Here is a 25709-nt window from a genome sequence, read left to right as displayed (position 1 = left end):
GAGGCTGCCCTCAGCCCCGGCTGAGTTTCCCTCAGCCGATGCGATCGCCGCTTTTCGGATCGAAAAGATGCAGTGATGCCGGATCGGCCGCGAGCCGCACGGTGTCGCCGGGCTTCACCCCGGCGCGGCCCATGGCGAAGACGCAGAGCTGCTGGCCGGCCAGTTTGACGTAGAACTGCGTCGACAGGCCGAGCGGCTCCACCACCCCCACCTCGCCTTGCAGCGCACCGTCATCGGCCAGCCTGATATGTTCGGGCCGCAGGCCGACGGTGATGGCGTCGCCGTTCTGCAGCGGCAGGCCGTCCGGCAGTGTCAACGCCTGACCATCCGCAAGCACGGCCTCCGAAGTGGCGCCCTTGCGAACCGTCGCCGGCAAAAAGTTCATGCCTGGTGAACCGATGAAACCGGCGACGAACATGTTGGCCGGCCGGTCGTAGAGATCGAGCGGCGCGCCGACCTGCTGGATCAGCCCGTCATGCATGACGACGATCCGGTCGGCCATGGTCATGGCCTCGATCTGGTCGTGGGTGACATAGACCGATGTGGTCTTCAATTGCTGGTGCAGCGCCTTGATCTCGGCCCGCATATGCACACGCAGCTTGGCGTCGAGGTTCGACAGCGGCTCGTCGAACAGGAAGACCTTGGGATCGCGCACGATGGCGCGGCCCATGGCGACGCGCTGGCGCTGACCACCCGACAATTGGCGCGGCAGGCGCTGAAGGTATGCGTCCAGGCCCAGCCGCTTGGCCGCACCGTCCACCCTGGCATCGATCGTCGTCTTCTCCGCTTTCTTCAACAGCAGGCTGAAGCCCATGTTCTTCGACACGTCCATATGCGGATAGAGCGCATAGGACTGGAACACCATGGCGATGTCGCGGTCCTTGGGTGCCACGTCATTGACCAGCCTTTCACCGATGCGGATCTCGCCGCCGGAAGCCTCCTCCAGCCCGGCGATCATGCGCAGCAATGTCGATTTCCCGCAGCCGGAAGGACCGACCAGGACGACGAACTCGCCATCGGCGATTTCGAGGTCGACCGCGTGCAGGACGCGGACAGCGCCATAGTCCTTGCGGACCTTTTCGAGTGTGACAGAGGCCATCGATCTATCCTTTGACGGCACCGGCGATCAGGCCGGTGACGAGATAGCGTTGCAGGAAAGCGAAGAAGATGCACACCGGGATCAGCGCCAGGATCGACGCCGCCATCATCTGCCCCCAGTCGACGGCGAACTTGCCGATGAAGGTGAGCAGGCCGACAGCAAAAGTCTTCTGGTCGTCGCTGGAAATCAGCATCAGCGCGAACAGAAGCTCGCTCCAGGCGGCGGTGAAGACGAAACCGAGCGTCGCCCCCATGCCGGGCAGCGTCAGCGGCACGATGACCTTGCGCATCGCCTGTGCACGGGTGCAGCCGTCGATCATCGCCGCCTCTTCCAGATCCTTCGGGATGCCGTCGAAGAAGGACTGCATCAGGAAGGTGGCGAAGGCGGTGTTGAAGGCGGTGTAGATGATGATCAGCCCAGTCAGGCTGTTGATCAGACCGATCTGCCCCATGACGCGGTAGATCGGCGGAATGACCATCACCAGCGGGAAGGTCTGGGTCAGAAGCAGCATCAGCGCCAGCGTCGCCTTGCCGCGGAAGGTAAAGCGCGACATGGCGTAGCCGGCGAGTGTGGCGATGACCGTCACCAATGCGGCCGTCGACACCGAGACGATGACGCTGTTGAGGAAATAGCGTGGGAAATCGGTGGCTTCGAGCACGGTGACGAAATTCTGCAGCGTCATGTGTGACGGCCAGAGGGTGACGCCTTCGGAATAGAGCAGCCGCTCCGGCGTGACCGAAATCTTCAGTGTCCAGTAGATCGGGAACAGAGCGAAGATCAGGTAGACACCGATTGCCGCGTAGAGGCCGATGCCACCGAAAAAGCGTTGCGAGGCTGAGCGTCCGGCGATCATCAGACGTGCCTCACCAGGGAGCGGCGGATGGCGATCAGCGCAATCGCATAGACGATCAGCAGGACGAGCAACAGCACGGCGACCGCCGAGGCATAGCCCTTGTCCAGCGATTTGAAGGCGCTGACATAGATGTAGACCGGCACCGTATTGGTCGAGCCGGCCGGGCCACCCTCGGTCATGACGAAGATCAGGTCGGCGAAGGTAGCGATCCAGATGGTGCGCAGCATCACGGTGATGGCGATGGTCGGCGCCAGGAATGGCAGCGTCACCTTGGTGAAGCGCTGCCAGGGCGAAGCGCCGTCGATCGCGGCCGCCTCATGCAGTTCCGATGGAATCGACTTCAGCGCCGCCAGAAGCGTGATGGCGAAGAACGGAATGCCGAACCAGACATTGGCGATGATCGGCCCCCACATCGCGGTGGCCGGATCGGACAGGATGCTGGTGGTCGGGTCGGCTCTGAGCCCCAGGGCGAACAACCAGTGCGGCAGCGGCCCAACGATCGGGTTGAACAGCCAGGCCCAGGTCAGGCCCGACAGGAAGGACGGCACCGCCCAAGGCAGGAACACCAGCGCCTGCACCGCCTTGCGGCCCCAGAACGGCTTGTCGAGCAGCAGCGCCAGGCCAAGGCCGAGGAAGAACTGGAAGAACAGGCTGGCGACCGTCCACCACAGCGTGTTGACCAGCGCCTGCCCCAGCACCTGGTCCGAAAACATCGCCTGATACTGGCCAAGCCCGACATATTCCGACTTGAAGGCCGAGAATTTACGGAAGGAGTAGCTGATGCCGATGACGAGCGGCACCAAAAGCACCACGACCAGCAGGATGATCGCCGGGCTGAGATAGAGCCAGGGCTCGATGGCGGCATGCGACAGCCGCTTGCGGCGCGGCTTGCCTGCGGATCGTATTTCGGAAACGGCATAGGTCATTGGTGAGGATCGGTTCCCTGGAGCGGCGTCGGGGACAGCGTCCTTCTCCCCGTCACTATACGGGGAGAAGATGCCGGCAGGCAGATGAGGGGCAGCGCGAACCTTGGGGTGCTGGCCCCGCCCCTCATCCGTCACTTCGTGACACCTTCTCCCCGTGAACGGGGAGAAGGAAGAAGCTGCGCCTACTTCTTGTTCTTCGCCAGCCAATCCTGCTGTTCCTTGGTCAGGAAGGCAGCCCATTGGTCGGCGACGTCCTTGGCGGTCTTCTGGCCGAGCAGCACTTCCTGGAAGTTCTTGATCGCCACTTGATCGACGAAATTGCCGAGGTTTTCCAGATGCGTCGGCGGCGTCACCATTTCATATTTGGAAGTGTCGCTGAGCTCCGTGAACCAGCCCTTGAACTGCTCGGTCTTGAAATGGGGATCCTGGTCGGCGCCGTTGTGGATCGGTACGACGCCGACTTCCTTGGCCCATTCCAGATTGTCCTTGGGCGACAAGAGCGTCGCCATCAGCTTCCAGGCATCGTCCTTGTGCTGCGAGTTGGCGAACATCGCCCAACCGGCGTAGCCGAGCGTCGGATAGGATTTTCCGCTTGGCCCGACAGGCAGCGGCGCCACGGCGAAGTCGTCGGCGCTCATCTTGTCGGCAATGCCGAGCAGCGCGTCCGGATCCTGGTTGAGCATGGCGCAGGTGCCGGAATAGAAGCCGGTGACGGTTTCGTTGAAGCCCCAGCTCACCGCATCCTTCGGCGCCAGCCCGTCCTTGTACATGTCGGCCAGCATCTGCAGGCCCTTGACCGAGCCCTCGTCGTTGATGGTCGAGGTGCCGTCCTCGTTGAAGTAGCCGCCCTTGCCGGCGGCGATGTTCATGAACATGTGCATGCCATTGAAGGCGCCGGGGCCGCCGCGCAGGCAATAGCCGTACTTGCCAGGGATGGCCGAGATCTTCTTGGAATCGGCGATGAAATCGTCGAGCGTGGCCGGCGGGCCATCGAGACCAGCCTCCTTGAACAGCTTCTTGTTCCAGAACAGCGCGTTCACATAGTAGCCGTAAGGGATCATGAACTGGGTGTTGTTGACGGTCGAGCCGAACTGCTTGGCGCGCTCGCCCAGCGTCTTGGCGTCGTCCCATTTGGCCATATAGGGGCCAAGGTCCTCGAGCTGCGCATTGTTGGCATAGAGGCCCATCCAGCGTTCCGGCATCTCGACCACGTCGGGCGTGTCGCCGGCCTGCACCATGGTCAGGAACTTTTCGAAAGCCTGGCCCCAGGGCAGCGAGATCAGCTCGACCTTGACGCCGGGATTGGCGGCTTCGAACTCGGCGATCTGCTTTTTCAGGAATTCGGTGCGCGGCGGGCTGGTGATGACTTCGACCATTTTCAGGGTCGAATCGGCCAGCGCGCTCCCGGCGGAAATCGCCAGCCCCGCAACGGTGGCAAGCATGACGGTCAGTTTTTTCATGTTCAAGACTCCCATTTTGAACCCGCTTGTTATTTTCTGGCTTTTTCGAAGGCCTGGGCCACATCGGCCCAGAGGTCTTCGACACTTTCCAATCCGACATTGAAGCGGATGGTTCGGGGGCTGACGCCGAAGCGCGCCATCGAATTCAGTCCCGGCGTCTGCTCCAGCGACGCCTTGGCCGGCACGACCAGGCTTTCATGCCCGCCCCAGCTGACGCCGATGCGGAAATATTTCAGCGCGTCGACGAAGACGGGGATGTCGATATCGTCCGTCACCTCGAAGGAGAACAGACCGGCATATCCCGCCAGCGTCGCCTTGCCCGGATGGTTCGAATAGACGGGATGATTGACCCGCTCGACATTGGCGTGCGCCTTCAACCGTTCGGCTATGGTCAGGCCGCTCTTCATGTGGTGCGGCAGGCGCAGCGGCAGCGTGCGCAGGCCGCGCAGCAGCAGCCAGGCCTCGAACGGCGACAGCTTGCCGCCGAGATAAGAATAGGTCTGCTCGTTGATGTGCTTGATGTGCGCGGCCGAACCCGCCACCACGCCGGCGACGGTGTCGCTGTGGCCACCGAGATATTTCGAGGCCGAGTGCAGCACCAGGTCGACGCCATGCGTGATCGGCTTCTGGAACACTGGTGAGGCCCAGGAATTGTCGATGGTGGTGATGATGCCCTGCTCTTTCGCCAGCCGGGTCAGGTGCGCGATATCCTGCAGCTCGAACATCATCGAGGTCGGGCTTTCCAGATAAAGCAGCTTGGCGCCGGGAAGTGACGCCGCCACCGCATCCGGATCGGAGCCGTCGACATAGTCGACCTTGATGTTGAGCCGCGGTAGGAGCCGCTCGAACAGCCGGTAGGCATCGCCATAGCAATTGCGGACCGCCACGATGCGCTCGCCAGCCCCGACGAAGGCAAGCACGGTGGCGCTGATCGCCGCCATGCCGCTGGAGAAGCCGCGCGCGGCCTCGGCGCCCTCGAGCGCGGCCACGCGCGCCTCGAACTCCATCACCGTCGGATTGTCGCCGCGCGAATAGATCGGCTGCTTTCGTTTGCCGGCAAAGGTGTCGGCCATTTCGGCATAGTTGGCGAAGGTGAACAGCGACGTCTGGTAGATCGGCGGCACCACCGCACCGCCGGGGAACGGCTCGTCATGCGCCAGCAGTGTCGCCGCCTCGGCGAGATAGTCGTAATCGAAACTGGTCGGATGCTCGTTCATGTCTGGCTCGGAAGTTTGAGTTTGGCCGCACCGCGCCTGAGATCGTCCTCGACGGTGGCGATCAGCTTGAGCGCCTCGGCACGGGCGCCTTGCGGGTCGCGAGCGATGATGCGTTCGTACATGGTGCGGTGATAGGGAAAGCTGGCGTGGCCGAAATCACGCACGCCGAGCGGATGCTCCCAGAAGCGGTGGAACAACTCGTGCATGGCAGCGATGATCTGCTCGAACAGCGGATTGCCGGAGACCCGGTAGATCGCCTGGTGGAACTCCCAGTCCTCTTCCGAAGACATGCCGTCGCGGGTGCGAAAAGCCTGCTCCATGATGTCGAGCTTGCGCTCGATCTCGGCGATATCGGCCGGGCTGGCGCGCTCGGCGCAAAGGGCCGCTGCTTCCGCCTCCAGCGCGCGGCGGATTTCCAGTGTCTGCATCAGGCTGGTGAAATCGTTGCCGCCCGCCAGCGTCAGCGGCATGTGCAGCATGTCGGCTGACACGGCCGCCTTGAGGTAAGTGCCGCTGCCTTGCCGGCGCTCGACAAGACCTAGCCCCTCCCAGCGTGTCAGCGCCTCGCGCACCGTGTTGCGGCTGACCTTCAGCCGCTCGGCCAGGATACGCTCGGTCGGAAGCCGCTCGCCGGGCTGCAGGGATTCGGCGCGGACAAAGCCCACCAACGCCTTCAGCACGGCGTCATCGCGCGCCGTCGTCTGAATGGGTGGCAGGCTGTTCTGGTCCACAAATTCTCCCCGAAGCCGCGCAAGTGGTCCAATGGTCCAATGGTCCAACCAATTCTGCACGGACGGAGAGACGTGTCAACAGCCGAAACGAGGACGGGCCGAACGGCGCGCCATGGCGCCGTTCGGCCCGTCAGTTCATGCTTGGCTTTACGCCGGCGTGACGGCTGCGCGCGTGGCGCGCCAGCGCGCGAACATGTCCTCGCGAACCCGCCTCGAGCCAGCGAGCCGCTTCTTTGCCTCCGCCAGCACGGCAGGCGAAGCCTGTGCGGGCGTGCCCGATTGGAACGGAGGAGCCGGGGCATATTCGAGCGAGAGCTGCACCGTTTCGGCCTCGGCCTGACCGAGAAGCCTGGCGACCAAAGCGAGACCGAAATCGATCCCCGAGGTGACGCCGCCGGCGGTTATCAGGTTTCCGTCCTCGACAATTCGCTCGTCGACTGGAATGGCGCCGAACTCGGCGAGGAAATCATGCGCGTACCAATGCGTCGTCGCCCGCTTGCCTTTGAGCAGGCCGGCGGCACCAAGCACCAGGGCGCCGCTGCATACCGAGGTGACATGGCGTGCCTGCGCAGCACGCTCCCGCACGAAATCGAGGACGGCCTGGTCCTCCAGCAGCGGATTGACGCCGCCGCCACCTGGAATGCACAGCACATCGAGAGGCCGACAATCGTCGAAGGTCGCCGTTGGGTTGAGCGACAGCCGCGTCGACGACATCACCGGATTGCGATCCTTCCAGATCAATTCGACCTCGGCGCCCTTTGCCGATGCCAGGACTTCATAAGGGCCGGTGAGGTCGAGCTGCTGGACATTGGGGAAGACGAGGATGCCGAAACGAAGGCTCATGGAACTCTCCATAGGTTGACTCCGGTCAACCTAAGGCATCATGCTTTGGCACGATCGCCAATCATCCCTCGTTTCAAGCCAAATCGCCATGCGCCGTATCGAAATTCTTGCCTATCCCGACATCCAGCTCCTCGATGTCAGCGGGCCGCTGCAGGTTTTCGCCAGCGCCAACGACTTCAGGACGCAGGCCGGCGAACCAGTTCCCTACGAGGTCGCGGTCGTCGCCGCCTCGCCGCAGATCAGGACATCGGCCGGTCTCGTGCTGGAGGCAGCGGCGCTGCCGGTGCACGGGCTGGAGATCGACACGCTGATCGTGCCTGGCGGATGGGGCGTCAACGCAGCCTGCGAGGATCCCCAACTCGTCCAATGGATCATCGGCCGCTCGCACGACGCCACGCGAACAGCTTCCGTGTGCAGTGGCGCCATGCTTCTGGCGACGGCAGGACTGCTCGACGGCCGGCGTGCGGTTACCCACTGGGGACGCTGCGCCGAGTTCGCGCGGCGCTTTCCAGCGGTCCGCCTCGAACCCGATCCGATCTTCATCCGTGACGGCAATGTCTGGACGTCGGCAGGCGTCACGGCGGGCATAGATCTCGCCCTTTCCTTCGTCGAGGCCGACCTTGGCCGGCGCGTGGCGCTTGCGGTGGCACGCGAGTTGGTGGTCTTCCTGAAACGACCCGGTGGCCAGGCGCAGTTCAGCCAGACGCTCAAGCTGCAGCAAGGCGACGAACGCTTCGACCGGCTGCATGGCTGGATTCAGGACAATCTGGACGGCGACCTTTCGCTGCCGGACCTGGCCGAGCGCGCCAATATGAGCCCGCGCAGTTTCTCCAGGCACTATCGGGAGGCAACGGGCCGCACACCTGCACGCGCGATCGAGGAGATCCGGATCGAGGCGGCGCGACGGATGCTGGAACAGGGCCAGGCCGTCAACCGGACGGCCCGCCGCTGCGGCTTCGGGTCGGAAGAAACGATGCGGCGCGGCTTTCTACGCGTCCTCGGCACAAACCCGCGCGATTATCGCGAACGCTTCTGACCCAAAGGCCTGCGGCACCATTCCTAGAGCAATTCCAAGAAAAGTGTAAAACGGTTTTCCGTCCGGAATTGCGTCAAAACAAGGGGTTAGAGCGGTTCGCCGTTTCCGTGAAACGGTGAACTGCTCTACTCTAAGGCGTGTCGCTAACGTGCGGCGGACGGTCCGAACCAGGTGGTCAGCTCCTCAGCCAGCCCCTCTCGGGTTCCAATCCCAACCCAGGCCACATAGCCATCCGGCCGGATCAAGACGGCGTCGGGCGCGGCGACCGTCCCGAGCACCGGAAGCTCCCAGGCACCGGCATATGACGCGTCGATCCGCCGAACCCGATCCGCCCAGGGCGCAATGTCCAGCCTGCCTGGTTCACCGAGGTTGAGAAGCACCGGCCGGGCATCGAGCAGCAAGCTGAAGACCCGCACCGGACCGCCGGCGGTGACCAGGTCGAGGTCGGGCAATCGCCGCCCAAGCAGCGGATGTCCCACGCCGAGATCGTAGTGGATATCCAGGCCGGACATCTCCGCGGCGATCCGTTTGCGCGGCTCTTCCATGCCGAGCAGTTCGGCAAAGATGTCGTTCAATGCCTTGGTGCTGGCATCCGTACGACGAAGCGCAACCTGCGCCATCGTGTTGCGCAAGACGCGCGCGGCGACCGGATGGCGTTCGGCATGGTAGCTGTCGAGCAGGCTTTCCGGTGAGATCCGCTTGACCACCTGGGCCAATTTCCATCCAAGATTGACCGCGTCCTGCACACCGATGTTGAGCCCCTGCCCGCCCATCGGCGGATGGATATGCGCGGCGTCGCCGGCCAACAGGACGCGTCTGTCGCGGTAGGCGGAGGCCTGGCGTGTCGTATCTGTGAACCGGGAGAGCCAAGTCGGGCTGTGGACCCCGAAATCGGTACCGTAGACCGCGACGAGCGCCTCGCTGAGATCGCCCAGCGTCGGTTCGCCGCTGATCGTCAGTTGCCGCTCGGTCAGCACGACACCCACCCGGCCGCCTTCCTCGACCTTGCCTATCGCGTGAATTCCGTAGGCGTCGCTGCGAAAGCCCAATGCCGGTTCCCCAGACATTTCGACCTCGGCGATCATCCAGCTCATCGTCGGATCCTGTCCGGCGAACTCAATGCCCGCCGCCTTGCGGATCGTGCTGCGTCCTCCGTCGCAGCCGACGAGGTATTGCGCCCTCAACCGCTGGCCATCGGACAGCTCCACATCGACGCCGTCATCGTCCTGCGCGAAGTCAGTGACGTCCTGTCCGCGGTAGATCGGCACCTCCAATTCGCTGATCCAGTCGGCCAATATCCGCTCGATATGGTTTTGCCGCAGCGCCAGCAGATAGTTATGCCGCGTGGGAAAATCGCCGATGTCCAACCGGATCATGTGGAAGCCAACGGTCGGGAAGCGCTGCCCCTGAGAGAGGAACCGGTCGGCAATTCCGCGTTGATCAAGCACCTCGATGGTGCGTGCGTGCAGGCCACCCGCACGCAAGCCGATCAGCTGTTGGTTCGGGCGGCGCTCGACGATGGCGACATCGATGCCGGCCAAAGCGAGTTCGCCGGCCAGCATCAACCCGGTCGGACCAGCCCCGACGATGACCACAGCATGATCCCGATGCAATCCGTCTGCTGGCGACACAACACCCATTCTCATCTCCCGTTTCCGCTGGCTGGGGCCGCGGTTTTACGGGAACAGGTGGGTCTTGCCGCAAGCCCCTTGTGCGCCATATGTACAAAGTGGAGAGAGGTCCTCTCCTTGCCCTGGATGAACGACAGCCCAAAACGGCAGTTCGCAGTCGCGCCGCCGCAGCTGAAGCCGCCACTGCCCAGCAAACGTTATTCAGATTCTTCCGCGCAAGAAAAAAGCCCCTTTCGGGGCTTTTACGCAGGCTTGAAACAAAGGGGGCCGGTCGGCGTTTGGCAGCGGTACGAGGAGGCCACTATGTGCCAGCGCCGGCCGGCCGACCCCACGGACCCAGGAGATGCGGCGGACCTGAGCATCATGGGGTATTTCTAGGGATCGAGCCGGCTATCTATCCTCGTGCCGGCTTCGTCTTGCACTGCACATTTGCGCAAGAGCTTATGAAAATCAACAGTTTCTTAACCAAGGCTCGCGAATCGCTTGGATTAAGGTAAATGGCTAACCTTGTTGGATTGACCGGACAATCAGGCGCGGAGGACTACGCCGCCTTGGCAACCACGCGGTTGCGGCCGCCGCTCTTGGCTTCGTAAAGCGCGAGATCGGCGCGCTTCATCAGCGCCGCCACCGTATCCACGCCCTTCAGCACCGACGACACGCCAACGCTGACGGTGACCTCGATCGTCTTGCCATCGGTACCGATGGCGAACGGCATCTGGGCGATTTCGGCGCGGATGCGTTCGGCCACTTTTTCAGCCACTGCGCCATCGGTGTCCGGCATCACCACCACGAACTCCTCGCCGCCGAACCGGCAGGCAAGATCGATACCCCGGACATTCTTGCGCAGCCGCCGGGCAAATTCCCGCAGCACCTCGTCGCCGCCATCATGGCCGTGCGCGTCGTTGATCGACTTGAAGCGGTCGAGATCGGTGATCATTACCGACAGCGGCCGCCGCCGCGCCACGGCGCGGTCGAAAAGCGTCTGCAGATGGCTGTCAAGATAGCGGCGATTGTGCAGCCCGGTCAGGCCGTCCGTCACCGCCATCTCGATGGTCTGGGTGACGCTGGCACGCAATTGGTCGTTGTAGCGCTTGCGGCGCACCTGGGTGCGCAGCCGCGCCGTCAGCTCCTGCTGGTCGATCGGCCGCATCAGATAGTCGTTGATGCCGAGTTCGAGGCCGCGGATGATGCGCTCCTCCTCGCCCTCATCCGCCAAAAGGATGATCGGCACGAAACGGGTGCGGTCGAGCGAGCGCAGCTGCGAGCAGAGCCTGAGCGGATCGAAATCGGCGAAGGCCGTCGAAATCATCACGCATTCATAGGACGTCTCGGCGGCCTGGAAGAACCCGGCATGCGGATCGCTGTTGACGTCAAGATCGGCGCGATCACGCAACATCTTCTGCATGCGCTCGACCGACGATTTGCGCTCGTCGATCAAAAGCACTTTCGGCGTCGTGTCTTCCGACGCGAAATTGCGGCTCAGCAGCTCTTCGATGCCGATGTTGCGCGTCGTCGAGGCACGCAGCCTGAGTTCATCGGTCAGCGACTTCAACCGGACCAGGCTCTTGACGCGCGTCATCAGCTGAAGGTCGTTGACCGGCTTGGTCAGGAAATCGTCGGCGCCGGCCTCGAGCCCTCGCACACGGTCGGACACCTGGTCGAGCGCGGTGATCATCACCACCGGGATGTGCGACGTCGCCGGATCGCTCTTCAGCCTGCGGCAAACCTCGAACCCGTCCATATCGGGCATCATCACGTCGAGCAGCACGACATCGACCTTGCCGTTCTCGCAGGTCTCGATCGCGTCTGGCCCGTTGGTGGCGGTCAGCACCTCGAAATATTCGGCCAGCAGCCGGACCTCCAACAGCCTCACATTGGCAGGGATGTCGTCGACGACGAGGATCCGCGCGGTCATTTCACAAGGCTCCGGCTCGGCTGGAATGGCACATCAGGCATCGCCCAGATAGGATTTGATGGTTTCGATGAAACGCGGCACCGAGATCGGCTTTGAAATATAAGCCTCGCAGCCGCCCTGGCGGATGCGTTCCTCGTCGCCCTTCATGGCGAAGGCGGTCACCGCGATGACCGGAATGACGTGCAGATCGTCATCTTCCTTCAGCCATTTGGTCACTTCCAGCCCCGACACTTCGGGCAGCTGGATGTCCATCAAGATGAGATCGGGCCGGTGCTGACGCGCCAGATCGAGCGCTTCCAGACCATTACGGGTGCGCACCGTTTCGTAGCCGCTCGCTTCTATGAGGTCCCGAAAGAGCTTCATATTGAGCTCATTGTCCTCGACGATCATGACCTTCTTAGGCATCGACATCCCGTCCCGGCCGTCCTTCCGATCGAAGGTGGCCGTCATGCGCCCCTGGTTGAACGCACCAAACCCTGCTTCACTATACGGCAATATGATTGACGAAACGGAAACCCTCGGGCTGCAAGGCAGCACAAATTCCACCTCGCCTTCCTGCGCGTCCAAACGGCGCGCCGCGCTGTAAAGGCTTGCCGCAAGCAATTCTTGCCATTACTGCGGAAGAGACTCATTCCACATACCGAAGGTAGTGATGGCAAACGCGGCGTCAATGCGCGAAGAGGCGGAAACCCTTGCCGTCAAGGCGCTGGGCTTCGTCGCCTCCGATCCGGAGCTGTTGCCGCGCTTTCTGGCGATCACCGGAATAGAGGCGCATTCGATCCGCAGGGCCGCCGGCGAGTCTGGCTTTTTGGCCGGCGTGCTGCAGTTCATTCTCGCCCACGAGCCGACCCTGATGCGCTTTGCCGAGGAGACCGGCACGCCGCCGGCCGCCGTCGGCAAGGCGTTGCGCGCCCTGCCGCTCGGCGACGACAACCATGAGCATTCCATATGAGCGATGATCCAGAGACCGCGCGCCAGATCGAGGAACTGGCCGACGACGACCGGCCGTTGCTTGTGCTCGACGTCGACGACGTCGTGCTCGAATTCATCCGCCCCTTCCCGCATTTCCTCAAGTCGCGCGGCTATGGCCTGACGCTGGCGTCCTTCCGGCTGACCGGCAACATTGCCGAAACGGCCAGCGGTCGCCTGATCGAACAGCCCGAAGTCACGACGCTCCTGGGCGATTTCTTCGACGCGCAAGCCGATTGGCAGAGCATCACCGACGGCGCCGCGGAAGCCTTGGCAGGGCTCGGTGACCGCGCGGAAATCATATTGCTGACGGCCATGCCGCACAGGCATCGTGCCGTGCGCCGCGCCCATCTCGATGCCTTGGGTCTGAACTATCCGCTGCTGACCACCGAAATGGCCAAGGGACCGGCCGTGGCAAGGCTGCGCGGCAAGGCTGGCCGGCCGGTGGTGTTCGTCGACGATCAGCCGCACAATCTGGCGTCGGTGCGAGAATCGGTCACCGACGCCAATCTTTTCCATCTGATGGCCGACAATTCGCTACGCGCGTTCCTGCCGGCGGTCCCGGACGATGTGATCGTCGTCCAGGACTGGCATGAAGCCGCGCCGAAGATCGTGGGCGCGCTGGGGCTCTAGAGCAATTCCAGGAAAAGTGTGAAACGGTTTTCCCGGGAAAAAAGCGCGTAGCGCTTTTCCCTTGGGAATTGCGTCAAACAGGAGTCTAGAGCCGAACTCTCAAGGACTCAGTTTCGCACCGGCTCCGCCATTATCGCTGCCGCCGCTATTGGCGCCACCACCATTGTCGCCACCACTGCTGTCGTCGGCGCCGTCACTGTCGTCGACGCTGTCGTCCACCGCCGGATCGGCGGGCTTCAGCATGACGCCGTTGACGGTGACCGAGCCGTCGGCCTTTGTGCTGACAGCCCATTCCAGACGGCCGTCCGGCAGCGTCTTGGCAAAACCCTTGGCCATGAGAGCGACGGGAACGTACTGCCCCAGCTCCGGCTCAGCCTTCGCCGCTTCCTGCAGATGCTCCATGATCTTGTCGAAGCCGGCGACATCGACCGTAAGATTGGCGTCGGGCTTCTCACCGAAGCTTGTCATCTCGCCTTCCAGCGCGATTTCCATATCCTTGTTCTTCACGGTGCTGTGGCCGATGACGACCTTCGGCGCCTTGGCCAGGAAGTCGGCTTTGAGCTGGTCGCCGAACTCGGGCGACAGCGGCGGATCCTGATTGAGATCAAAGGCTTCGATCGCCTTCTTCGCCATGCTGTCGAGATCGATATTGGCGCCGCCGAAGTTGAGATCGATATCGGTGGGCAGCAGCGCCACGCTCCAGCTCGGCAAAAGCTGCTGCGGCACGGTCAGCCCCGATGCCTTGATGCCATAGGTGATCTTGCCGCTCTGGGAAACGCCGTCGCTGCCGAACGCGGTGCTGAGCTGGGTCGCCCCAAACGTGCCGATCGGGCTGTCGACCGCGAAATCCTTGAAGCCATAGGTGCCGTCGATGCGCTCCCACACCGGAAGCGCGGCGAGCAGAAGCGACTTCAGCTGCGCCTGGTTTGCCTTCAGCGTCTTCTCGTCCTCATTGGCCACGGCAAATGCCAGGAGGTCGAGCAGCGGCCTGGTCTGCACGCCCTTGCCGCTGGCTTCCACCGACAATTCCGGCGACTTCACCGTGACCGGAAAATTCAGCCCGCTCTCGGGATCATTGAATTTGATCGCTTCGACGAAATTCGAAACTTTCTGCGACGTCGTGAAATCAACGCCGCCATTGGCGGCCTTGGTGGCGGCGATGGTCGCGGTGGCCGCGCCGGCACTGGCATCCACCTGCTCCTTGCCATCCTTCGAAGTGATCGTCATGCCAGCCATCGAGCTGGCGCCGCTGATGAAGGCCGCCAGCTTGGAATCGTAGACGCCGGAACCCTTGCCGTCCTTGATCGAAAACTGCGTGCTTTGCAGCCCCTCGGGCCCGTTGAACTCGAAGGACGCGCTCTGCGAAAAGTCTATCGAGACATCCCAGGTGCCGTCGCTGCGCGGCTTGACCATCAAGGCGTAAGGGGCAAAGTCGAATTTCCCCAGCTTCTGGTCTGGAAAGCTCGCCGCCAACGCCTTGAAATCGAACACGATCTTGTAAGCGGCGCCTTCGACCGAGACCTTCAGAATGCCCTTGTCGAGCGCCTGCTTGCCGACATAGCGCGACAGGTCATCGGACAATTGCTTCGCCCCCTGGCTGTCGACGGTCTGGCCGAAAGCGGGCGCGCAGAACAGCAGCGCGGTAAAGGCAGTTGGCAACATACGGTTCACAGCAATTCTCCGTTGGATCGAAAAGGCAAAAAACGTTTCGTACTTCTGGTAGGGAAATACCATCACAACTGCAAGATGATGACAGTCAAGCTGCCGGTTTGAGCACCAGCCGCATCAGCGGCCGGCCGGCCTTGCGCTCGACGAGCCGCTCGAAACCGGCCTTCTCGAACACCCCCGACGAGCCGACGAACAGGCCGATCGAACGTGAGTCCCGGGACAGGTCGATCGGACAGGCCTCGACAAGCCGTGCCCCGTTGCTGCGGGCGAAATCGACGCCGCCCTCGACGAGGCGATGGGTGATGCCCTGGCCGCGCGCTTTGGCGCGGATGAAAAAGCAGGAGATCGCCCATACGGCCGGATCGGAAGCGTCGCCGGGATCGATCGGCGCCGAACCCCTGCCCTTGTTGTTCCATTCGGGCACGTCGGCGCGTGGTCCGATCTGCATCCAGCCAACCGCCTTACCGTCCTCGAAGGCCAGCAGACCGGGCGGCGGGCCGGCTTCGATGCGCGCCTTGATGTGGTCCTTGTTGCGTTCGCGGCTGCTCTCGCGCCGCGCCACCGGCGCCAACCGGAAATGCGTGCACCAGCAGCCATAGCAAGCGCCCTGCTTGCCGAAAAGGTCCTCGAAATCGGGCCAAAGCTCAGGCGCCAGCGGCACTATGGTCGTGCTCATACGGTTCTCCCCAGGCCAAGCTTGTCGCTGACCCTGCACTGTCGTACCATTGCCTCTGTTCTCTTTATGTTCGCAGCGATGGCGGCCCCTGTCAACAATCCCGATCACGGTTTTTGCCGTGACTGCCTGACGTTTCAGCGCAGTGAAACGCGCCGCTGTGAGCGCTGCGGCAGCCCTCGCCTTGCCCGCCATCCAGAGCTTTACCGGCTGCATCTGGCCCACATCGACTGCGACGCCTTCTACGCCGCGATCGAAAAGCGCGACAATCCGGCGCTCAAGGACAAGCCGCTGATCATCGGCGGCGGCAAGCGCGGGGTTGTCTCCACCGCATGCTACATCGCCCGCATCCGGGGCGTGCGCTCGGCCATGCCGATGTTCAAGGCACTCGAGGCCTGCCCCGAGGCGGTCGTGATCCCACCCAACATGGACAAATACGTACGTGTCGGCCGCGAGGTGCGCGCCATGATGCAAGCGCTGACGCCGCTGGTCGAGCCGCTGTCGATCGACGAGGCGTTTCTCGACCTCGCCGGCACCGAGCGGCTGCACGGCCTGCCACCGGCGGTGGTGCTGGCGCGCTTTGCGCTGGCCGTCGAGAAGGAGGTCGGCATCACCGTTTCCGCCGGCCTCTCCTATTGCAAATTCCTCGCCAAGATCGCTTCGGACTTCCGCAAGCCGCGCGGTTTTTCCGTCATCGGCGAGGCCGAGGCGGTCGGCTTCCTGGCGGTGCAGCCGGTGACCATGATCTGGGGCGTCGGCAAGGCTTTCAACGCCACGCTTGAGCGCGACGGCATCCGCACCATCGGCCAGCTTCAGAAGATGGAGCGTGGCGACCTGATGCGCCGCTACGGCACGATGGGCGACCGGCTCTACCGGCTTTCGCGCGGTGAGGACGTCCGCCGCGTCGACCCTGACCAGGACGCCAAAAGCGTATCGGCCGAAACCACATTCGACACTGATATCGCATCGCTGGATGAACTGGTCGCGGTGCTGAGGGGCCTTTCGGAAAAGGTCTCGGCGCGGCTGAAAAAGTCGGGCATTGCCGGACGCACGGTGGTGCTGAAGCTGAAGACCCAGGATTTCAAGCTGCGCACGCGCAACCGCCAGCTCGGCGACCCGACCCGGCTCGCGGACCGCATCTTTCAGACCGGAGTCGAGCTGCTTCGCAAGGAAACGGACGGAACGAAATTTCGATTGCTCGGCATCGGCGTCAGCGACCTGTCCGATGACAACAAGGCGGATCCGCCGGATCTGGTCGACGTGCAGTCGCGCAAGCGCGCCATGGCCGAAGGCGCCATCGATGCGCTGCGCGACAAGTTCGGCCGCAAGGCGGTGGAAACCGGCTATACATTCGGCAGGGGCCGCGATGCCCACCCGCCGGAACCGCTGGAAGACTGAACCTTCCGGGACGCTAGACTCTCGTCAAATCGATCCGGCTCGTCACCACGCTCTTGCCGGTTTTCGGATCGGTGTCGATGACCGTCAGCCGGATGCCATTCTCGCCTCGCTTCTCGACCGTCATCCGGGCCTTGCGATCGCCGTTGACCTCCTGCGCCCAGCGGATGCCAAGATTGATCGCGTTGCCTGAACGGCTGCCGTTTAGCTGTGCCGGTCCGGTGCGGGACCCGACATAGATGCCGCTGTATTTCGCGCCCGTGACCTTGAGATTGGCGCTGATGGCGCGCGACACCACCACGAGACCGCGACAATTGCCATCCAGCGAGAGCGAGGTTGCGGTCGCATTTGACTTGAAGCTGCAGGAGACACTGACGTTCGGCACGTCCGTGGTCACCTGGACAGTGCCCTTGCCGGCGAAATTACCCTTGAACGACTGGAGAAACTTGGTCTCGTCGGCATGAGCAGCACCGGCGGCGATCACCAGGCAGCCAGCGAGCGCGACTTGCGCGAATGGTCTCATGAGACTCTCCTTGTCGATATTGAAAGGCAGGTTTGCAAAGCACGCACAAAATATCGCGACTCAACGCCCCCGGGCCGTCTCAGGTTCCGCCAACAGCATGACGGTTTCACCGCAACTGGCCCAGAAGAATGCATCAGCTAGCGATTGCGGCAAAAGCCGCGGCCTGCGAGATAGCTGCCATGGCACCCACCCCCTCGATCCCCAAGGCCGCGTTCTGGATGGCGCTGTCGATTACCTCGTTCCTGGGGATGTCGATCGCCGGCCGCGCCACGACGGCCGAACTCAACGTCTTCCAGGTTCTGGAACTGCGCTCGGTGATCGGCTTCTTCATCCTCTTGCCGCTGGTGCTGACGAGCGGCGGCTTTGCGGCGATGCGCACGCAGCGTCCCCTCGCCCATATCGCCCGCAACGTCGTCCACTACACCGGCCAGGCGGCGTGGCTCTACGCCTTGACGTTGATCCCGCTGGCGGTGCTGATCTCGATCGAATTCACCACGCCGATCTGGACGGCGATCCTGGCGGTGACGTTTCTCGGCGAAAGGCTGAGCCGGCCGAAACTGGCGTCAGTCGTGCTCGGCCTGATCGGCGTGGTGGTCATCGTTCGTCCCGGCGTCGGCGCCGTCGATCCGGGACACCTCGTCGTGCTGGGCGCCGCCGTCTGCTTTGGCATCTCGTTGGTGCTGGTAAAGTCGTTGACGCGCACGGATAGCGTCGTGCGCATCATCTTCTGGATGCTGGTCATCCAGTCGGCCGTCGGCCTCATCCCGGCGCTCTATGAATGGCGCACTCCATCGCTCGAGCTCTGGCCATGGATCCTGCTCATCGCCTTCACCGGCATGTCGTCGCATTTCTGCATGGCCCGCGCCCTCACCTATGCCGACGCGACCGTCATCTCACCGATGGATTTCCTGCGCGTACCCTTGTCCGCTCTGGTCGGCTGGCTGCTTTACCAGGAACAGATCGACGCCTTCACCGCCGGTGGCGCGCTGCTCATCCTGATGGGCAACCTGCTCAATCTGCAGCGCAAGCCGGTGCAAGCGGCTGAAGTGGCGGCGTCTTAGCCGTCAGATCCCATCGTCGGGTATGTTGATAACATGCCCGCAGGCCTTGCAGTGCACCGCATCCGGCTCATGCCTCTGCAGCCCGCATTGCGGACAGGGAAAGAATACCTTGGCCGGCCGGAAGATCGCCTGCGCCAGCCTGACGAACAGCGATATGCCGATGATCATGGTGACGATCGCCGTCAGCTTGCCGGCCATGCCTGGCAGCACGATGTCGCCGAAGCCGGTCGTCGTTACCGTCGCGACGGTGAAATAAAGCGCGTCGATGTAGTTTTCGAGCCCTGCACCGGTCCGGAAGAAGAAGGTGTAGACGAAGCCGGTGATGACGAAGAGAAACGTCAACAGGTTGATGACCGCGTGGCTCGCCTCGCGCCAGGGCCGCAGGCCACGCATTTCAAAATGCCGCCAGATCGAACCGCTGCGCGACAGCGACCACAGCCGCAGGATGCGCAGAAAACCGAGATTGGCGAGCGCCGTCGGCATCAGCAGCGTCAGCAGGATGAAGACATCCACCCAGGAGGTCGGCTGCTTCATCAGGCGCAGCATATCGTTGGACGCCAGCAGCCTGGCGATCAGATCGGCGCCGACAAGGGCCGCCACCGCATAGTCCAGCCACAGGAACGAGGCCGATTGCTGGATGACGGGCGTCGCGATGAAAAAGGCGATGATGGCCAAATCGATGACGATTGCCACCAGTTGAAACTGGAAGGCGGCCGGCGTGCGCCCATGATAGAGCTTTCGCAGCCTATGGCGCAGCCGCGCCAGCGCGGAACGATCCTGTGATGCGCGCTTGTCCGCGGCCTTCATGCCGATCGCGATGACATGGGCGGCAGATGCAGAAGCGTGCCAGGGGCCGCGGTCACACCAATTCCACTTCGACCACGCCGGGCACCGCGCGCATCGCCGAGGCGATCTGCGGCGAGACGCGGTAGCCGCCCTGCAAGGCGATCTCGACCTCGCCTTGCGCCTCTTCCTTGATGACGATGATGCTCACCTGGCTTTCGCCGCGCTGGGTAAGCTGGGATTGGATGATCGAGGCAGGCCCATCGTTCCTGACGAAGATGCGCAGCGCCTTCTGGATGCGGCTTGCCTCGTCTTCCAGCGAATGCACCGAGTTGATGCGCAAATTGACGCCCTCGGGCCTGTCCTCAGCCGCGACGGTGATGACGACGGAGCGGCCGGCTTCGAGGAGATCACGGTACTGGGCCAATGCTTCAGAAAACAGCACGGCCTCGTACTGGCCGGAGGTGTCGGAAAAGGCCACCACGCCCATCTTGTTACCGGTGCGCGTCTTGCGCTCCTGCTTGCTGGTCACCGTGCCGGCCAGGCGGCCGGCGGCAGCGCCGCGCTTGACGGCGGCGGAGAACTCCGCCCAGTTCTGCACCCGCATCTTCTGCAACGCCGCCTTGTATTCGTCGAGCGGATGGGCCGAGAGATAGAAGCCTACGACCTGGAATTCGCGGTGCAGCCGGTCGGCGGCGAGCCAGGGATCCGTCGCCGGCAGATTGAGCGCCTGCGACTGTGCGCCCAGCGAGGCGCCGAAAATATCGGCCTGGCCGGAAACGGCATTCTGCTGGGCGAGCGACGCCAGGCCCATCATCCGTTCGACGCCGGCCAGCATCTGGGCGCGGTCGTGGCCGAAACAGTCAAGCGCGCCGGCCATGATCAGGCTTTCGAAGACACGCTTGCCGACGACCTTCGGGTCAACCCGCTCGCAGAAATCGGCGAGGTTCTTGAACGGCTTTTCGCCGCGCACGGCAACAATATGCTCGACCGCCGCGTCGCCGACGCCTTTGAGCGCCGCCATCGAATAATAGATGCGGTTCTCGCCGACCTCGAAAGGCCGAAAACTCGTCATCACCGACGGCGCCAGAACCTCGATGCCAAGGCGTAGCGCATCCTGGCGGAAGTCGGCCAGCTTGTCGGTGTTGCCCATGTCGAGCGTCATCGACGCCGCCAGGAACTCGACCGGATAATGCGCCTTGAGATAGGCGGTCTGGTAGGAAACCACGGCGTAAGCCGCGGCATGCGACTTGTTGAAACCATAGTCGGCGAACTTGGCCAGCAGGTCGAAAATGAAGTCGGCTTGCGGCTTGTTGACGCCGCGCTCGACAGCGCCGGTGACGAAGCGCTCGCGCTGCTTGTCCATCTCGGCGCGGATCTTCTTGCCCATGGCGCGGCGCAGAAGGTCGGCTTCGCCGAGCGAATAGCCGGACAGCTCCTGCGCGATCTGCATCACCTGTTCCTGGTAGACGATGACGCCTTGTGTCTCCTTCACCAGATGGTCGATCTTGGGATGGATCGACGCCATCTCCTCCTCGCCATGCTTTCTGGCGTTGTAGGTCGGAATGTTCTCCATCGGGCCCGGGCGGTAGAGCGCGACCAGCGCGATGATGTCTTCGATGCAGTCAGGCCGCATGCCGATCAGCGCTTTGCGCATGCCGGCACTTTCGACCTGGAACACGCCGACCACTTCGCCGCGCGACAGCATGGCGTAGGTGTCGGGGTCGTCGAGCGGGATCGTCGCCAGATCGATGTCGATGCCGCGGCGGCGGATCAGTTTCACCGCCGTCTCCAGCACGGTCAGCGTCTTCAGGCCGAGGAAGTCGAACTTCACCAGCCCGGCCTGCTCGACATATTTCATGTTGAACTGGGTGACCGGCATGTCCGAGCGCGGATCGCGGTACATCGGCACCAGCTCCGACAGCGGCCTGTCGCCGATTACGATGCCGGCGGCGTGTGTCGAGGCGTGGCGGTAGAGGCCTTCGAGCTTCTGCGCCATGTCGAGCAGCGTCTGGACGATCGGCTCCTTCTCGGCCTCTTCGGCAAAGCGCGGCTCATTGGCGATGGCATCCGCCAGCTTGACCGGATTGGCCGGGTTCTGCGGCACCATTTTCGACAGCTTGTCGACCTGGCCATAGGGCATCTGCAGCACGCGGCCGACGTCACGCAGCACGGCGCGGGCCTGCAGCGTACCGAAGGTGATGATCTGTCCGACCTGGTCGCGGCCGTATTTCTGCTGGACGTAGCGGATCACCTCTTCGCGGCGATCCTGGCAGAAGTCGATGTCGAAGTCGGGCATCGACACGCGGTCGGGGTTGAGGAAGCGCTCGAACAGCAGCGAGAAACGCAGCGGATCGATGTCGGTGATGGTCGTCGAATAGGCGACCAGCGACCCGGCGCCCGAACCACGGCCCGGCCCGACCGGAATGCCTTGCGCCTTGGCCCATTTGATGAAGTCGGCAACGATCAGGAAGTAACCCGGGAATTTCATCTTCTCGATGATGCCGAGCTCGAATTCGAGCCGTTCGCGATATTGCTCGATCGTGTAGCCCGGCGTCGGTCCGTGCAGCGCGAGCCGGGCATCGAGCCCCTCGCGCGCCTGGCGGGCGAGTTCCGCGGCCTCGGCCTTTTCGGCTGCGTCCTTGTCGGAGGCATCACCGCCGGTGAAGCGCGGCAGGATCGGGCTGCGGGTCTTTGGATAGTAGGAGCAGCGCAGTGCGATCTCGACGGTGTTGTCGATCGCTTCCGGCAGGTCAGCGAACAGCTTTGCCATATCGGCCTGGCTGCGCAGGAAATTGTCCGGCGACAGCCGACGTCTGTTGTCGACGGCAACGACGGTGCCCTCGGCAATGGCGATCAGCGCGTCATGCGCCTCATAGTCGTCACGCGAGGAGAAAAAAGCCTCATTGGTGGCAACCAGCGGAAGTTCGTGCGCGTAGGCGAGATCGATTGTCTGATGTTCGATGACCCGGTCGTAGCCCGCAACGCGATCCAGTTCGACATAAAGCCGGTCGCCGAACAGCGCCTTGAGCGTCAGAAGCCGCACCTCGGCCAGATCGCGGCGATCCTCCTTCAAGGCGTTGCCGATCGGGCCGCGCGGTCCGCCGCTGAGGCAGATCAGCCCATCGCTCTGTCCAGTCAGCGTCTCGGTGGTCAGGTGCACTGCCTCACCGGGGGGTGTTTCCAGATAGACGCCGCTGACAAGCCGAACCAGATTGGAATAGCCGGCTTCCGTCGCGGCGAGCAGGACGACCGGCCGCATCTCCGGGCCTTGCCGCCGGCGGTCGCGCTGGCCGTCGCTGTTTTCGCCGGAAAAGGCGAGCGCGATCTGGCAGCCTATGATCGGCTGGATGCCGTCCTTGACCGCCTTCTGCGCGAATTCGAGCGCGCCGAACAGATTGTTGGTGTCGGTGACGGCGATCGCCGGTGCTTCGTCCTTGACCGCGTGGCCGACGACCTTGCCGAGCTGAAGCGCGCCCTCGAGCAGCGAATAGGCCGAATGCACGCGCAGATGGACGAACGGCCGCGCCGGTACCTCCGGCCGCGCCGCCGCAATCGCGGCTTCGCGCTTCAGGGGATCGCGTGGAAGTCTGTCATCCGCCATGGTTTCTCGCGCTGCCTAAGGTCTTGAGTCGATGGAGATGTATTGTCCGGGACGGCGCGATGCCAGTCCAGCACAAACGACCCGTCAACCACAGGCTTCCCAGCTGCTCAGGCGAATTCCATGATCACCGCGTCCACCGCAAGACTGTCGCCGGGCTTGGCGTTGAGTTTTGATACGACGAGATCGCGCTCGGCGCGCAGCACGTTTTCCATCTTCATCGCCTCGACCACCGCCAAAGTCTCGCCGGCCTTGACCTCCTGGCCTTCGGTAACGGCGATCGACACGACGAGGCCGGGCATCGGGCAGAGCAGCAGGTTCGACGTGTCCGGCGCCACCTTCTCCGGCATCAGCCGTTCCAGCTCGGCGGTGCGCGGCAGCATGGCGCGCGCGGCCACCGACATGCCCTTCCAGGCGATGCGAAGACCGTTGGCGACTGGCCGGATTTGAGCGGCAACCCTGCGCTTGCCGACCGTGCCACGCCAGATCAGGTCGCCCGGCCGCCAGTCGGATGAGACGGTCAGCGCCTTGCCGCCGTCGATCGACAGGTCGATCTCCATCGGGATCGAAATCATGCCTTCGAGGATGGACGCCTGGAGATACTCTTCGCCGATCTTCACCACCCAGTCGCGCTTGAGCGCACCCGAATGCGGGGCCAGCCGCCCGCCCAGCCGGTCGAGCCTATCGCGGCGCAGCAGCTCCACCGCTGTGGCGATTGACGCCAGAACAGCCTTTTCCTCGCTGTTGGGTACGATCGGCGCAAAACCGTCGGGATACTCCTCGGCGATGAATGCCGTCGATATCTGTCCTTCCCGCCAGCGTGGATGCTGCATCAGCGCCGCCAGAAACGGGATGTTGTGCTCGATACCGTCGACGACAAAACTGTCGAGCGCTTCCGACATGGCATCGATCGCCTCGATGCGCGTCGGCGCCCAGGTGCACAGCTTGGCGAGCATCGGGTCATAGAACATCGAAATCTCGGAGCCTTCGGTGACGCCGGTGTCGTTGCGGATGACGACATCGCCGAATGTCCCTTCCTCCGGCGGCCGGTAGCGCGTCAGCCGGCCGATCGACGGCAGGAAGTTCCTGTATGGATCCTCTGCATAAAGCCGGCTTTCCACCGCCCAGCCATTCAGCTTGATATCGCTTTGCTTCAGGCCAAGCTTTTCGCCGGCGGCGACGCGGATCATCTGTTCGACCAGATCGATGCCGGTGACGAGCTCGGTCACCGGATGTTCAACCTGCAATCGTGTATTCATTTCAAGGAAATAGAAGTTCTTGTCCTTGTCGACGATGAACTCGACCGTGCCGGCGCTCTGGTAGTCGACAGCCCTCGCCAGCGCCACCGACTGCTCGCCCATGGCCTTGCGCGTCTTGGCTTCGAGGAACGGCGACGGCGCCTCTTCCGCGACCTTCTGGTTGCGGCGCTGGATCGAGCATTCACGCTCGCCGAGATAGAGCGCGTTGCCATGCGCGTCGGCCAGCACCTGGATCTCGATATGGCGCGGATCGACGACGAACTTTTCGATGAACACGCGGTCGTCGCCGAACGAACTCTTGGCCTCCGAACGCGCGCGATCGAAGCCGTCACGCACTTCCGACTGATTCCAGGCGATGCGCATGCCCTTGCCGCCGCCGCCAGCCGAGGCCTTGATCATCACGGGATAGCCGATCTCGCCGGCGATCTTTTCGGCATGGTCGGCATTCTCGATGACGCCGAGCCAGCCGGGCACGGTCGAAACCTTGGCGGCGTTGGCGAACTTCTTCGATTCGATCTTGTCGCCCATCGCCTTGATGGCCTTGGGCTTTGGACCGATGAAGACGATGCCTTCCGCTTCCAGCGCCTCGCAGAAGGCGGCGCGCTCGGACAGGAAGCCATAACCGGGATGCACCGCCTGCGCGCCGGTTTCCTTGCAGGCGGCGATGATCTTTTCGGGCAGCAAATAACTCTGCGCGGCGGGCGAAGGCCCGATATGCACCGCCTCGTCGGCCATTTCGACATGCACGGCATCGCGATCGGCATCGGAATAGACCGCGACCGTGGCAATCCCCATCTTGCGCGCCGTCTTGATGACGCGACAGGCGATCTCGCCACGATTGGCGATCAAGATTTTCGTGAACATGCTGAGGTCATTCCCCTCCGGTCGGTCGTTCCTTTTATGGCCTGTGCTTGCGGGGTCAAGCCGACCATGCAAATCACTGCCGTTCAATCGATTTGCGATTCCAATTCTTCGCTGTGGCCCAGTGTCGGCACCAGCTTCCAGTTGATCGTGTCGATAAAACCTGAAACCTTGGAAAAAAATTCGCATTGGAGGACGCCTGATGAAAACCCGCGCCGCTGTCGCTGTCGCCGCCGGAAAGCCGTTGGAGATCATGGAGGTCGACCTCGACGGTCCGCGCGAGGGCGAGGTGCTGGTCGAGATCAAGGCGACCGGTATCTGCCACACCGACGAGTTCACTTTGTCGGGTGCCGATCCGGAAGGCCTGTTCCCGGCCATCCTCGGCCATGAAGGCGCCGGCATCGTCGTCGATGTCGGCAAGGGCGTCACCTCGGTCAAGAAGGGTGACCATGTCATCCCGCTCTACACGCCGGAATGCCGACAGTGCCCGTCCTGCCTGTCGAGAAAAACCAATCTGTGCACCGCCATCCGTGCCACGCAGGGGCAAGGGTTGATGCCTGACGGCTCGTCGC

The 25709-nt window shown here is 63.1% G+C and carries 22 protein-coding genes; 6 read left to right on the top strand and 16 right to left on the bottom strand.

Annotated features, from left to right (window positions below; translation table 11 throughout):
• Nucleotides 1–31: 31 nt before the first annotated feature.
• From AC1DX4_RS10815 to AC1DX4_RS10785, 7 genes are all read right to left on the bottom strand, one after another.
• Nucleotides 32–1099 (bottom strand): ABC transporter ATP-binding protein, encoded by a 1068-nt coding sequence (locus AC1DX4_RS10815; protein WP_477220313.1) that lies wholly within the window; start codon nucleotides 1097–1099, stop codon nucleotides 32–34.
• 4 nt (nucleotides 1100–1103) lie between these two features.
• Nucleotides 1104–1952: a carbohydrate ABC transporter permease gene (locus tag AC1DX4_RS10810; RefSeq protein WP_477220312.1), complete on the bottom strand. Its 849-nt coding sequence runs from the start codon at nucleotides 1950–1952 to the stop codon at nucleotides 1104–1106.
• On the bottom strand, nucleotides 1952–2878 hold the full coding sequence (locus AC1DX4_RS10805) for a carbohydrate ABC transporter permease (protein ID WP_477220311.1): 927 nt from the start codon (nucleotides 2876–2878) through the stop codon (nucleotides 1952–1954). The genes AC1DX4_RS10810 and AC1DX4_RS10805 overlap by 1 nt, the downstream gene beginning before the upstream one ends.
• Nucleotides 2879–3060: 182 nt before the next feature.
• Nucleotides 3061–4338, bottom strand: coding sequence for an ABC transporter substrate-binding protein (locus tag AC1DX4_RS10800; protein WP_477220310.1), 1278 nt, complete (start codon nucleotides 4336–4338; stop codon nucleotides 3061–3063).
• A gap of 29 nt (nucleotides 4339–4367) precedes the next feature.
• A complete protein-coding gene (locus tag AC1DX4_RS10795; protein ID WP_477220309.1) occupies nucleotides 4368–5555 on the bottom strand; it encodes a PLP-dependent transferase in 1188 nt (395 codons plus the stop codon).
• A complete protein-coding gene (locus tag AC1DX4_RS10790) occupies nucleotides 5552–6286 on the bottom strand; it encodes a FadR/GntR family transcriptional regulator (RefSeq protein ID WP_477220308.1) in 735 nt (244 codons plus the stop codon). Before AC1DX4_RS10790 ends, AC1DX4_RS10795 begins: the two co-directional genes overlap by 4 nt.
• A 147-nt stretch (nucleotides 6287–6433) precedes the next feature.
• Nucleotides 6434–7129 carry a DJ-1/PfpI family protein gene (locus AC1DX4_RS10785; RefSeq protein ID WP_477220307.1) on the bottom strand — a complete coding sequence of 232 codons (696 nt, stop codon included), beginning with the start codon at nucleotides 7127–7129 and terminating at the stop codon, nucleotides 6434–6436.
• Nucleotides 7130–7217: 88 nt separating this feature from the next.
• On the opposite strand from AC1DX4_RS10785, the gene AC1DX4_RS10780 reads away from it, so the two are divergent.
• A complete protein-coding gene (locus AC1DX4_RS10780; RefSeq protein WP_477220306.1) occupies nucleotides 7218–8165 on the top strand; it encodes a GlxA family transcriptional regulator in 948 nt (315 codons plus the stop codon).
• Nucleotides 8166–8308: 143 nt separating this feature from the next.
• Here the strand turns inward: AC1DX4_RS10780 and AC1DX4_RS10775 are convergent, their stop codons facing one another.
• The 3 genes from AC1DX4_RS10775 to AC1DX4_RS10765 form a co-directional block, all read right to left on the bottom strand.
• The gene (locus tag AC1DX4_RS10775) at nucleotides 8309–9805 is read right to left on the bottom strand and encodes an FAD-dependent monooxygenase (RefSeq protein WP_477220305.1); all 1497 of its coding nucleotides are present in this window, start codon (nucleotides 9803–9805) and stop codon (nucleotides 8309–8311) included.
• A gap of 532 nt (nucleotides 9806–10337) precedes the next feature.
• Complete coding sequence (locus tag AC1DX4_RS10770) at nucleotides 10338–11711, bottom strand: PleD family two-component system response regulator (RefSeq protein WP_477220304.1); 1374 nt, start codon at nucleotides 11709–11711, stop codon at nucleotides 10338–10340.
• A gap of 33 nt (nucleotides 11712–11744) precedes the next feature.
• A complete protein-coding gene (locus AC1DX4_RS10765; RefSeq protein WP_006334976.1) occupies nucleotides 11745–12116 on the bottom strand; it encodes a response regulator in 372 nt (123 codons plus the stop codon).
• 247 nt (nucleotides 12117–12363) lie between these two features.
• Here AC1DX4_RS10765 and AC1DX4_RS10760 point away from each other — a divergent pair, with 247 nt between their 5' ends.
• A complete protein-coding gene (locus AC1DX4_RS10760; RefSeq protein ID WP_477220303.1) occupies nucleotides 12364–12663 on the top strand; it encodes a DUF3572 domain-containing protein in 300 nt (99 codons plus the stop codon).
• Nucleotides 12660–13313, top strand: a complete 654-nt coding sequence (locus AC1DX4_RS10755) for a hypothetical protein (RefSeq protein WP_477220302.1) — start codon at nucleotides 12660–12662, stop codon at nucleotides 13311–13313. The genes AC1DX4_RS10760 and AC1DX4_RS10755 overlap by 4 nt, the downstream gene beginning before the upstream one ends.
• Before the next feature lie 99 nt (nucleotides 13314–13412).
• Here AC1DX4_RS10755 and AC1DX4_RS10750 read toward each other — a convergent pair whose 3' ends face one another.
• Together AC1DX4_RS10750 and AC1DX4_RS10745 are read right to left on the bottom strand one after the other, a co-directional pair.
• Nucleotides 13413–14975, bottom strand: a complete 1563-nt coding sequence (locus AC1DX4_RS10750; RefSeq protein WP_477220691.1) for a hypothetical protein — start codon at nucleotides 14973–14975, stop codon at nucleotides 13413–13415.
• 94 nt (nucleotides 14976–15069) lie between these two features.
• A complete protein-coding gene (locus AC1DX4_RS10745) occupies nucleotides 15070–15657 on the bottom strand; it encodes a GNAT family N-acetyltransferase (RefSeq protein WP_477220301.1) in 588 nt (195 codons plus the stop codon).
• Between the two features lie 66 nt (nucleotides 15658–15723).
• Between AC1DX4_RS10745 and AC1DX4_RS10740 the strand changes: the two genes are divergently transcribed.
• Complete coding sequence (locus AC1DX4_RS10740; RefSeq protein WP_477220300.1) at nucleotides 15724–17052, top strand: DNA polymerase IV; 1329 nt, start codon at nucleotides 15724–15726, stop codon at nucleotides 17050–17052.
• Nucleotides 17053–17065: 13 nt separating this feature from the next.
• Here AC1DX4_RS10740 and AC1DX4_RS10735 read toward each other — a convergent pair whose 3' ends face one another.
• Nucleotides 17066–17572 (bottom strand): hypothetical protein, encoded by a 507-nt coding sequence (locus AC1DX4_RS10735; protein WP_477220299.1) that lies wholly within the window; start codon nucleotides 17570–17572, stop codon nucleotides 17066–17068.
• A gap of 179 nt (nucleotides 17573–17751) precedes the next feature.
• Here AC1DX4_RS10735 and AC1DX4_RS10730 point away from each other — a divergent pair, with 179 nt between their 5' ends.
• Nucleotides 17752–18633, top strand: a complete 882-nt coding sequence (locus AC1DX4_RS10730) for a DMT family transporter (RefSeq protein ID WP_477220298.1) — start codon at nucleotides 17752–17754, stop codon at nucleotides 18631–18633.
• Nucleotides 18634–18636: 3 nt separating this feature from the next.
• On the opposite strand, the gene AC1DX4_RS10725 is transcribed toward AC1DX4_RS10730, so the two are convergent.
• From AC1DX4_RS10725 to AC1DX4_RS10715, 3 genes are all read right to left on the bottom strand, one after another.
• Complete coding sequence (locus AC1DX4_RS10725; RefSeq protein ID WP_477220297.1) at nucleotides 18637–19440, bottom strand: ion channel; 804 nt, start codon at nucleotides 19438–19440, stop codon at nucleotides 18637–18639.
• Between the two features lie 52 nt (nucleotides 19441–19492).
• On the bottom strand, nucleotides 19493–23020 hold the full coding sequence (gene dnaE, locus AC1DX4_RS10720) for a DNA polymerase III subunit alpha (protein ID WP_477220296.1): 3528 nt from the start codon (nucleotides 23018–23020) through the stop codon (nucleotides 19493–19495).
• Nucleotides 23021–23127: 107 nt separating this feature from the next.
• Entirely contained in the window at nucleotides 23128–25140 is a 2013-nt protein-coding gene (locus AC1DX4_RS10715; protein WP_477220295.1) for an acetyl-CoA carboxylase biotin carboxylase subunit, read from the bottom strand.
• A gap of 199 nt (nucleotides 25141–25339) precedes the next feature.
• On the opposite strand from AC1DX4_RS10715, the gene AC1DX4_RS10710 reads away from it, so the two are divergent.
• The coding region (locus AC1DX4_RS10710) for an alcohol dehydrogenase catalytic domain-containing protein (protein WP_477220294.1) at nucleotides 25340–25709 on the top strand (370 nt) is incomplete at its 3' end.

It is taken from the genome of Mesorhizobium sp. P3_A8, assembly GCF_056402995.1.
The sequence above is the reverse complement of the archived record's forward strand: the minus strand, read 5'-3'. Positions and strand labels throughout refer to the sequence as shown.

Coding starts and splice junctions, on each gene's coding strand:
- AC1DX4_RS10715 (WP_477220295.1), bottom strand. CDS start 25,140: ATGTTCACGAAAATCTTGATCGCCAATCGTGGCGAGATCGCCTGTCGC.
- AC1DX4_RS10760 (WP_477220303.1), top strand. CDS start 12,364: ATGGCAAACGCGGCGTCAATGCGCGAAGAGGCGGAAACCCTTGCCGTC.
- AC1DX4_RS10775 (WP_477220305.1), bottom strand. CDS start 9,805: ATGGGTGTTGTGTCGCCAGCAGACGGATTGCATCGGGATCATGCTGTG.
- AC1DX4_RS10725 (WP_477220297.1), bottom strand. CDS start 19,440: ATGAAGGCCGCGGACAAGCGCGCATCACAGGATCGTTCCGCGCTGGCG.
- AC1DX4_RS10805 (WP_477220311.1), bottom strand. CDS start 2,878: ATGACCTATGCCGTTTCCGAAATACGATCCGCAGGCAAGCCGCGCCGC.
- AC1DX4_RS10785 (WP_477220307.1), bottom strand. CDS start 7,129: ATGAGCCTTCGTTTCGGCATCCTCGTCTTCCCCAATGTCCAGCAGCTC.
- AC1DX4_RS10770 (WP_477220304.1), bottom strand. CDS start 11,711: ATGACCGCGCGGATCCTCGTCGTCGACGACATCCCTGCCAATGTGAGG.
- AC1DX4_RS10810 (WP_477220312.1), bottom strand. CDS start 1,952: ATGATCGCCGGACGCTCAGCCTCGCAACGCTTTTTCGGTGGCATCGGC.
- AC1DX4_RS10735 (WP_477220299.1), bottom strand. CDS start 17,572: ATGAGACCATTCGCGCAAGTCGCGCTCGCTGGCTGCCTGGTGATCGCC.
- AC1DX4_RS10765 (WP_006334976.1), bottom strand. CDS start 12,116: ATGCCTAAGAAGGTCATGATCGTCGAGGACAATGAGCTCAATATGAAG.
- dnaE (WP_477220296.1), bottom strand. CDS start 23,020: ATGGCGGATGACAGACTTCCACGCGATCCCCTGAAGCGCGAAGCCGCG.
- AC1DX4_RS10730 (WP_477220298.1), top strand. CDS start 17,752: ATGGCACCCACCCCCTCGATCCCCAAGGCCGCGTTCTGGATGGCGCTG.
- AC1DX4_RS10780 (WP_477220306.1), top strand. CDS start 7,218: ATGCGCCGTATCGAAATTCTTGCCTATCCCGACATCCAGCTCCTCGAT.
- AC1DX4_RS10795 (WP_477220309.1), bottom strand. CDS start 5,555: ATGAACGAGCATCCGACCAGTTTCGATTACGACTATCTCGCCGAGGCG.
- AC1DX4_RS10745 (WP_477220301.1), bottom strand. CDS start 15,657: ATGAGCACGACCATAGTGCCGCTGGCGCCTGAGCTTTGGCCCGATTTC.
- AC1DX4_RS10800 (WP_477220310.1), bottom strand. CDS start 4,338: ATGAAAAAACTGACCGTCATGCTTGCCACCGTTGCGGGGCTGGCGATT.
- AC1DX4_RS10740 (WP_477220300.1), top strand. CDS start 15,724: ATGTTCGCAGCGATGGCGGCCCCTGTCAACAATCCCGATCACGGTTTT.
- AC1DX4_RS10755 (WP_477220302.1), top strand. CDS start 12,660: ATGAGCGATGATCCAGAGACCGCGCGCCAGATCGAGGAACTGGCCGAC.
- AC1DX4_RS10815 (WP_477220313.1), bottom strand. CDS start 1,099: ATGGCCTCTGTCACACTCGAAAAGGTCCGCAAGGACTATGGCGCTGTC.
- AC1DX4_RS10750 (WP_477220691.1), bottom strand. CDS start 14,975: ATGTTGCCAACTGCCTTTACCGCGCTGCTGTTCTGCGCGCCCGCTTTC.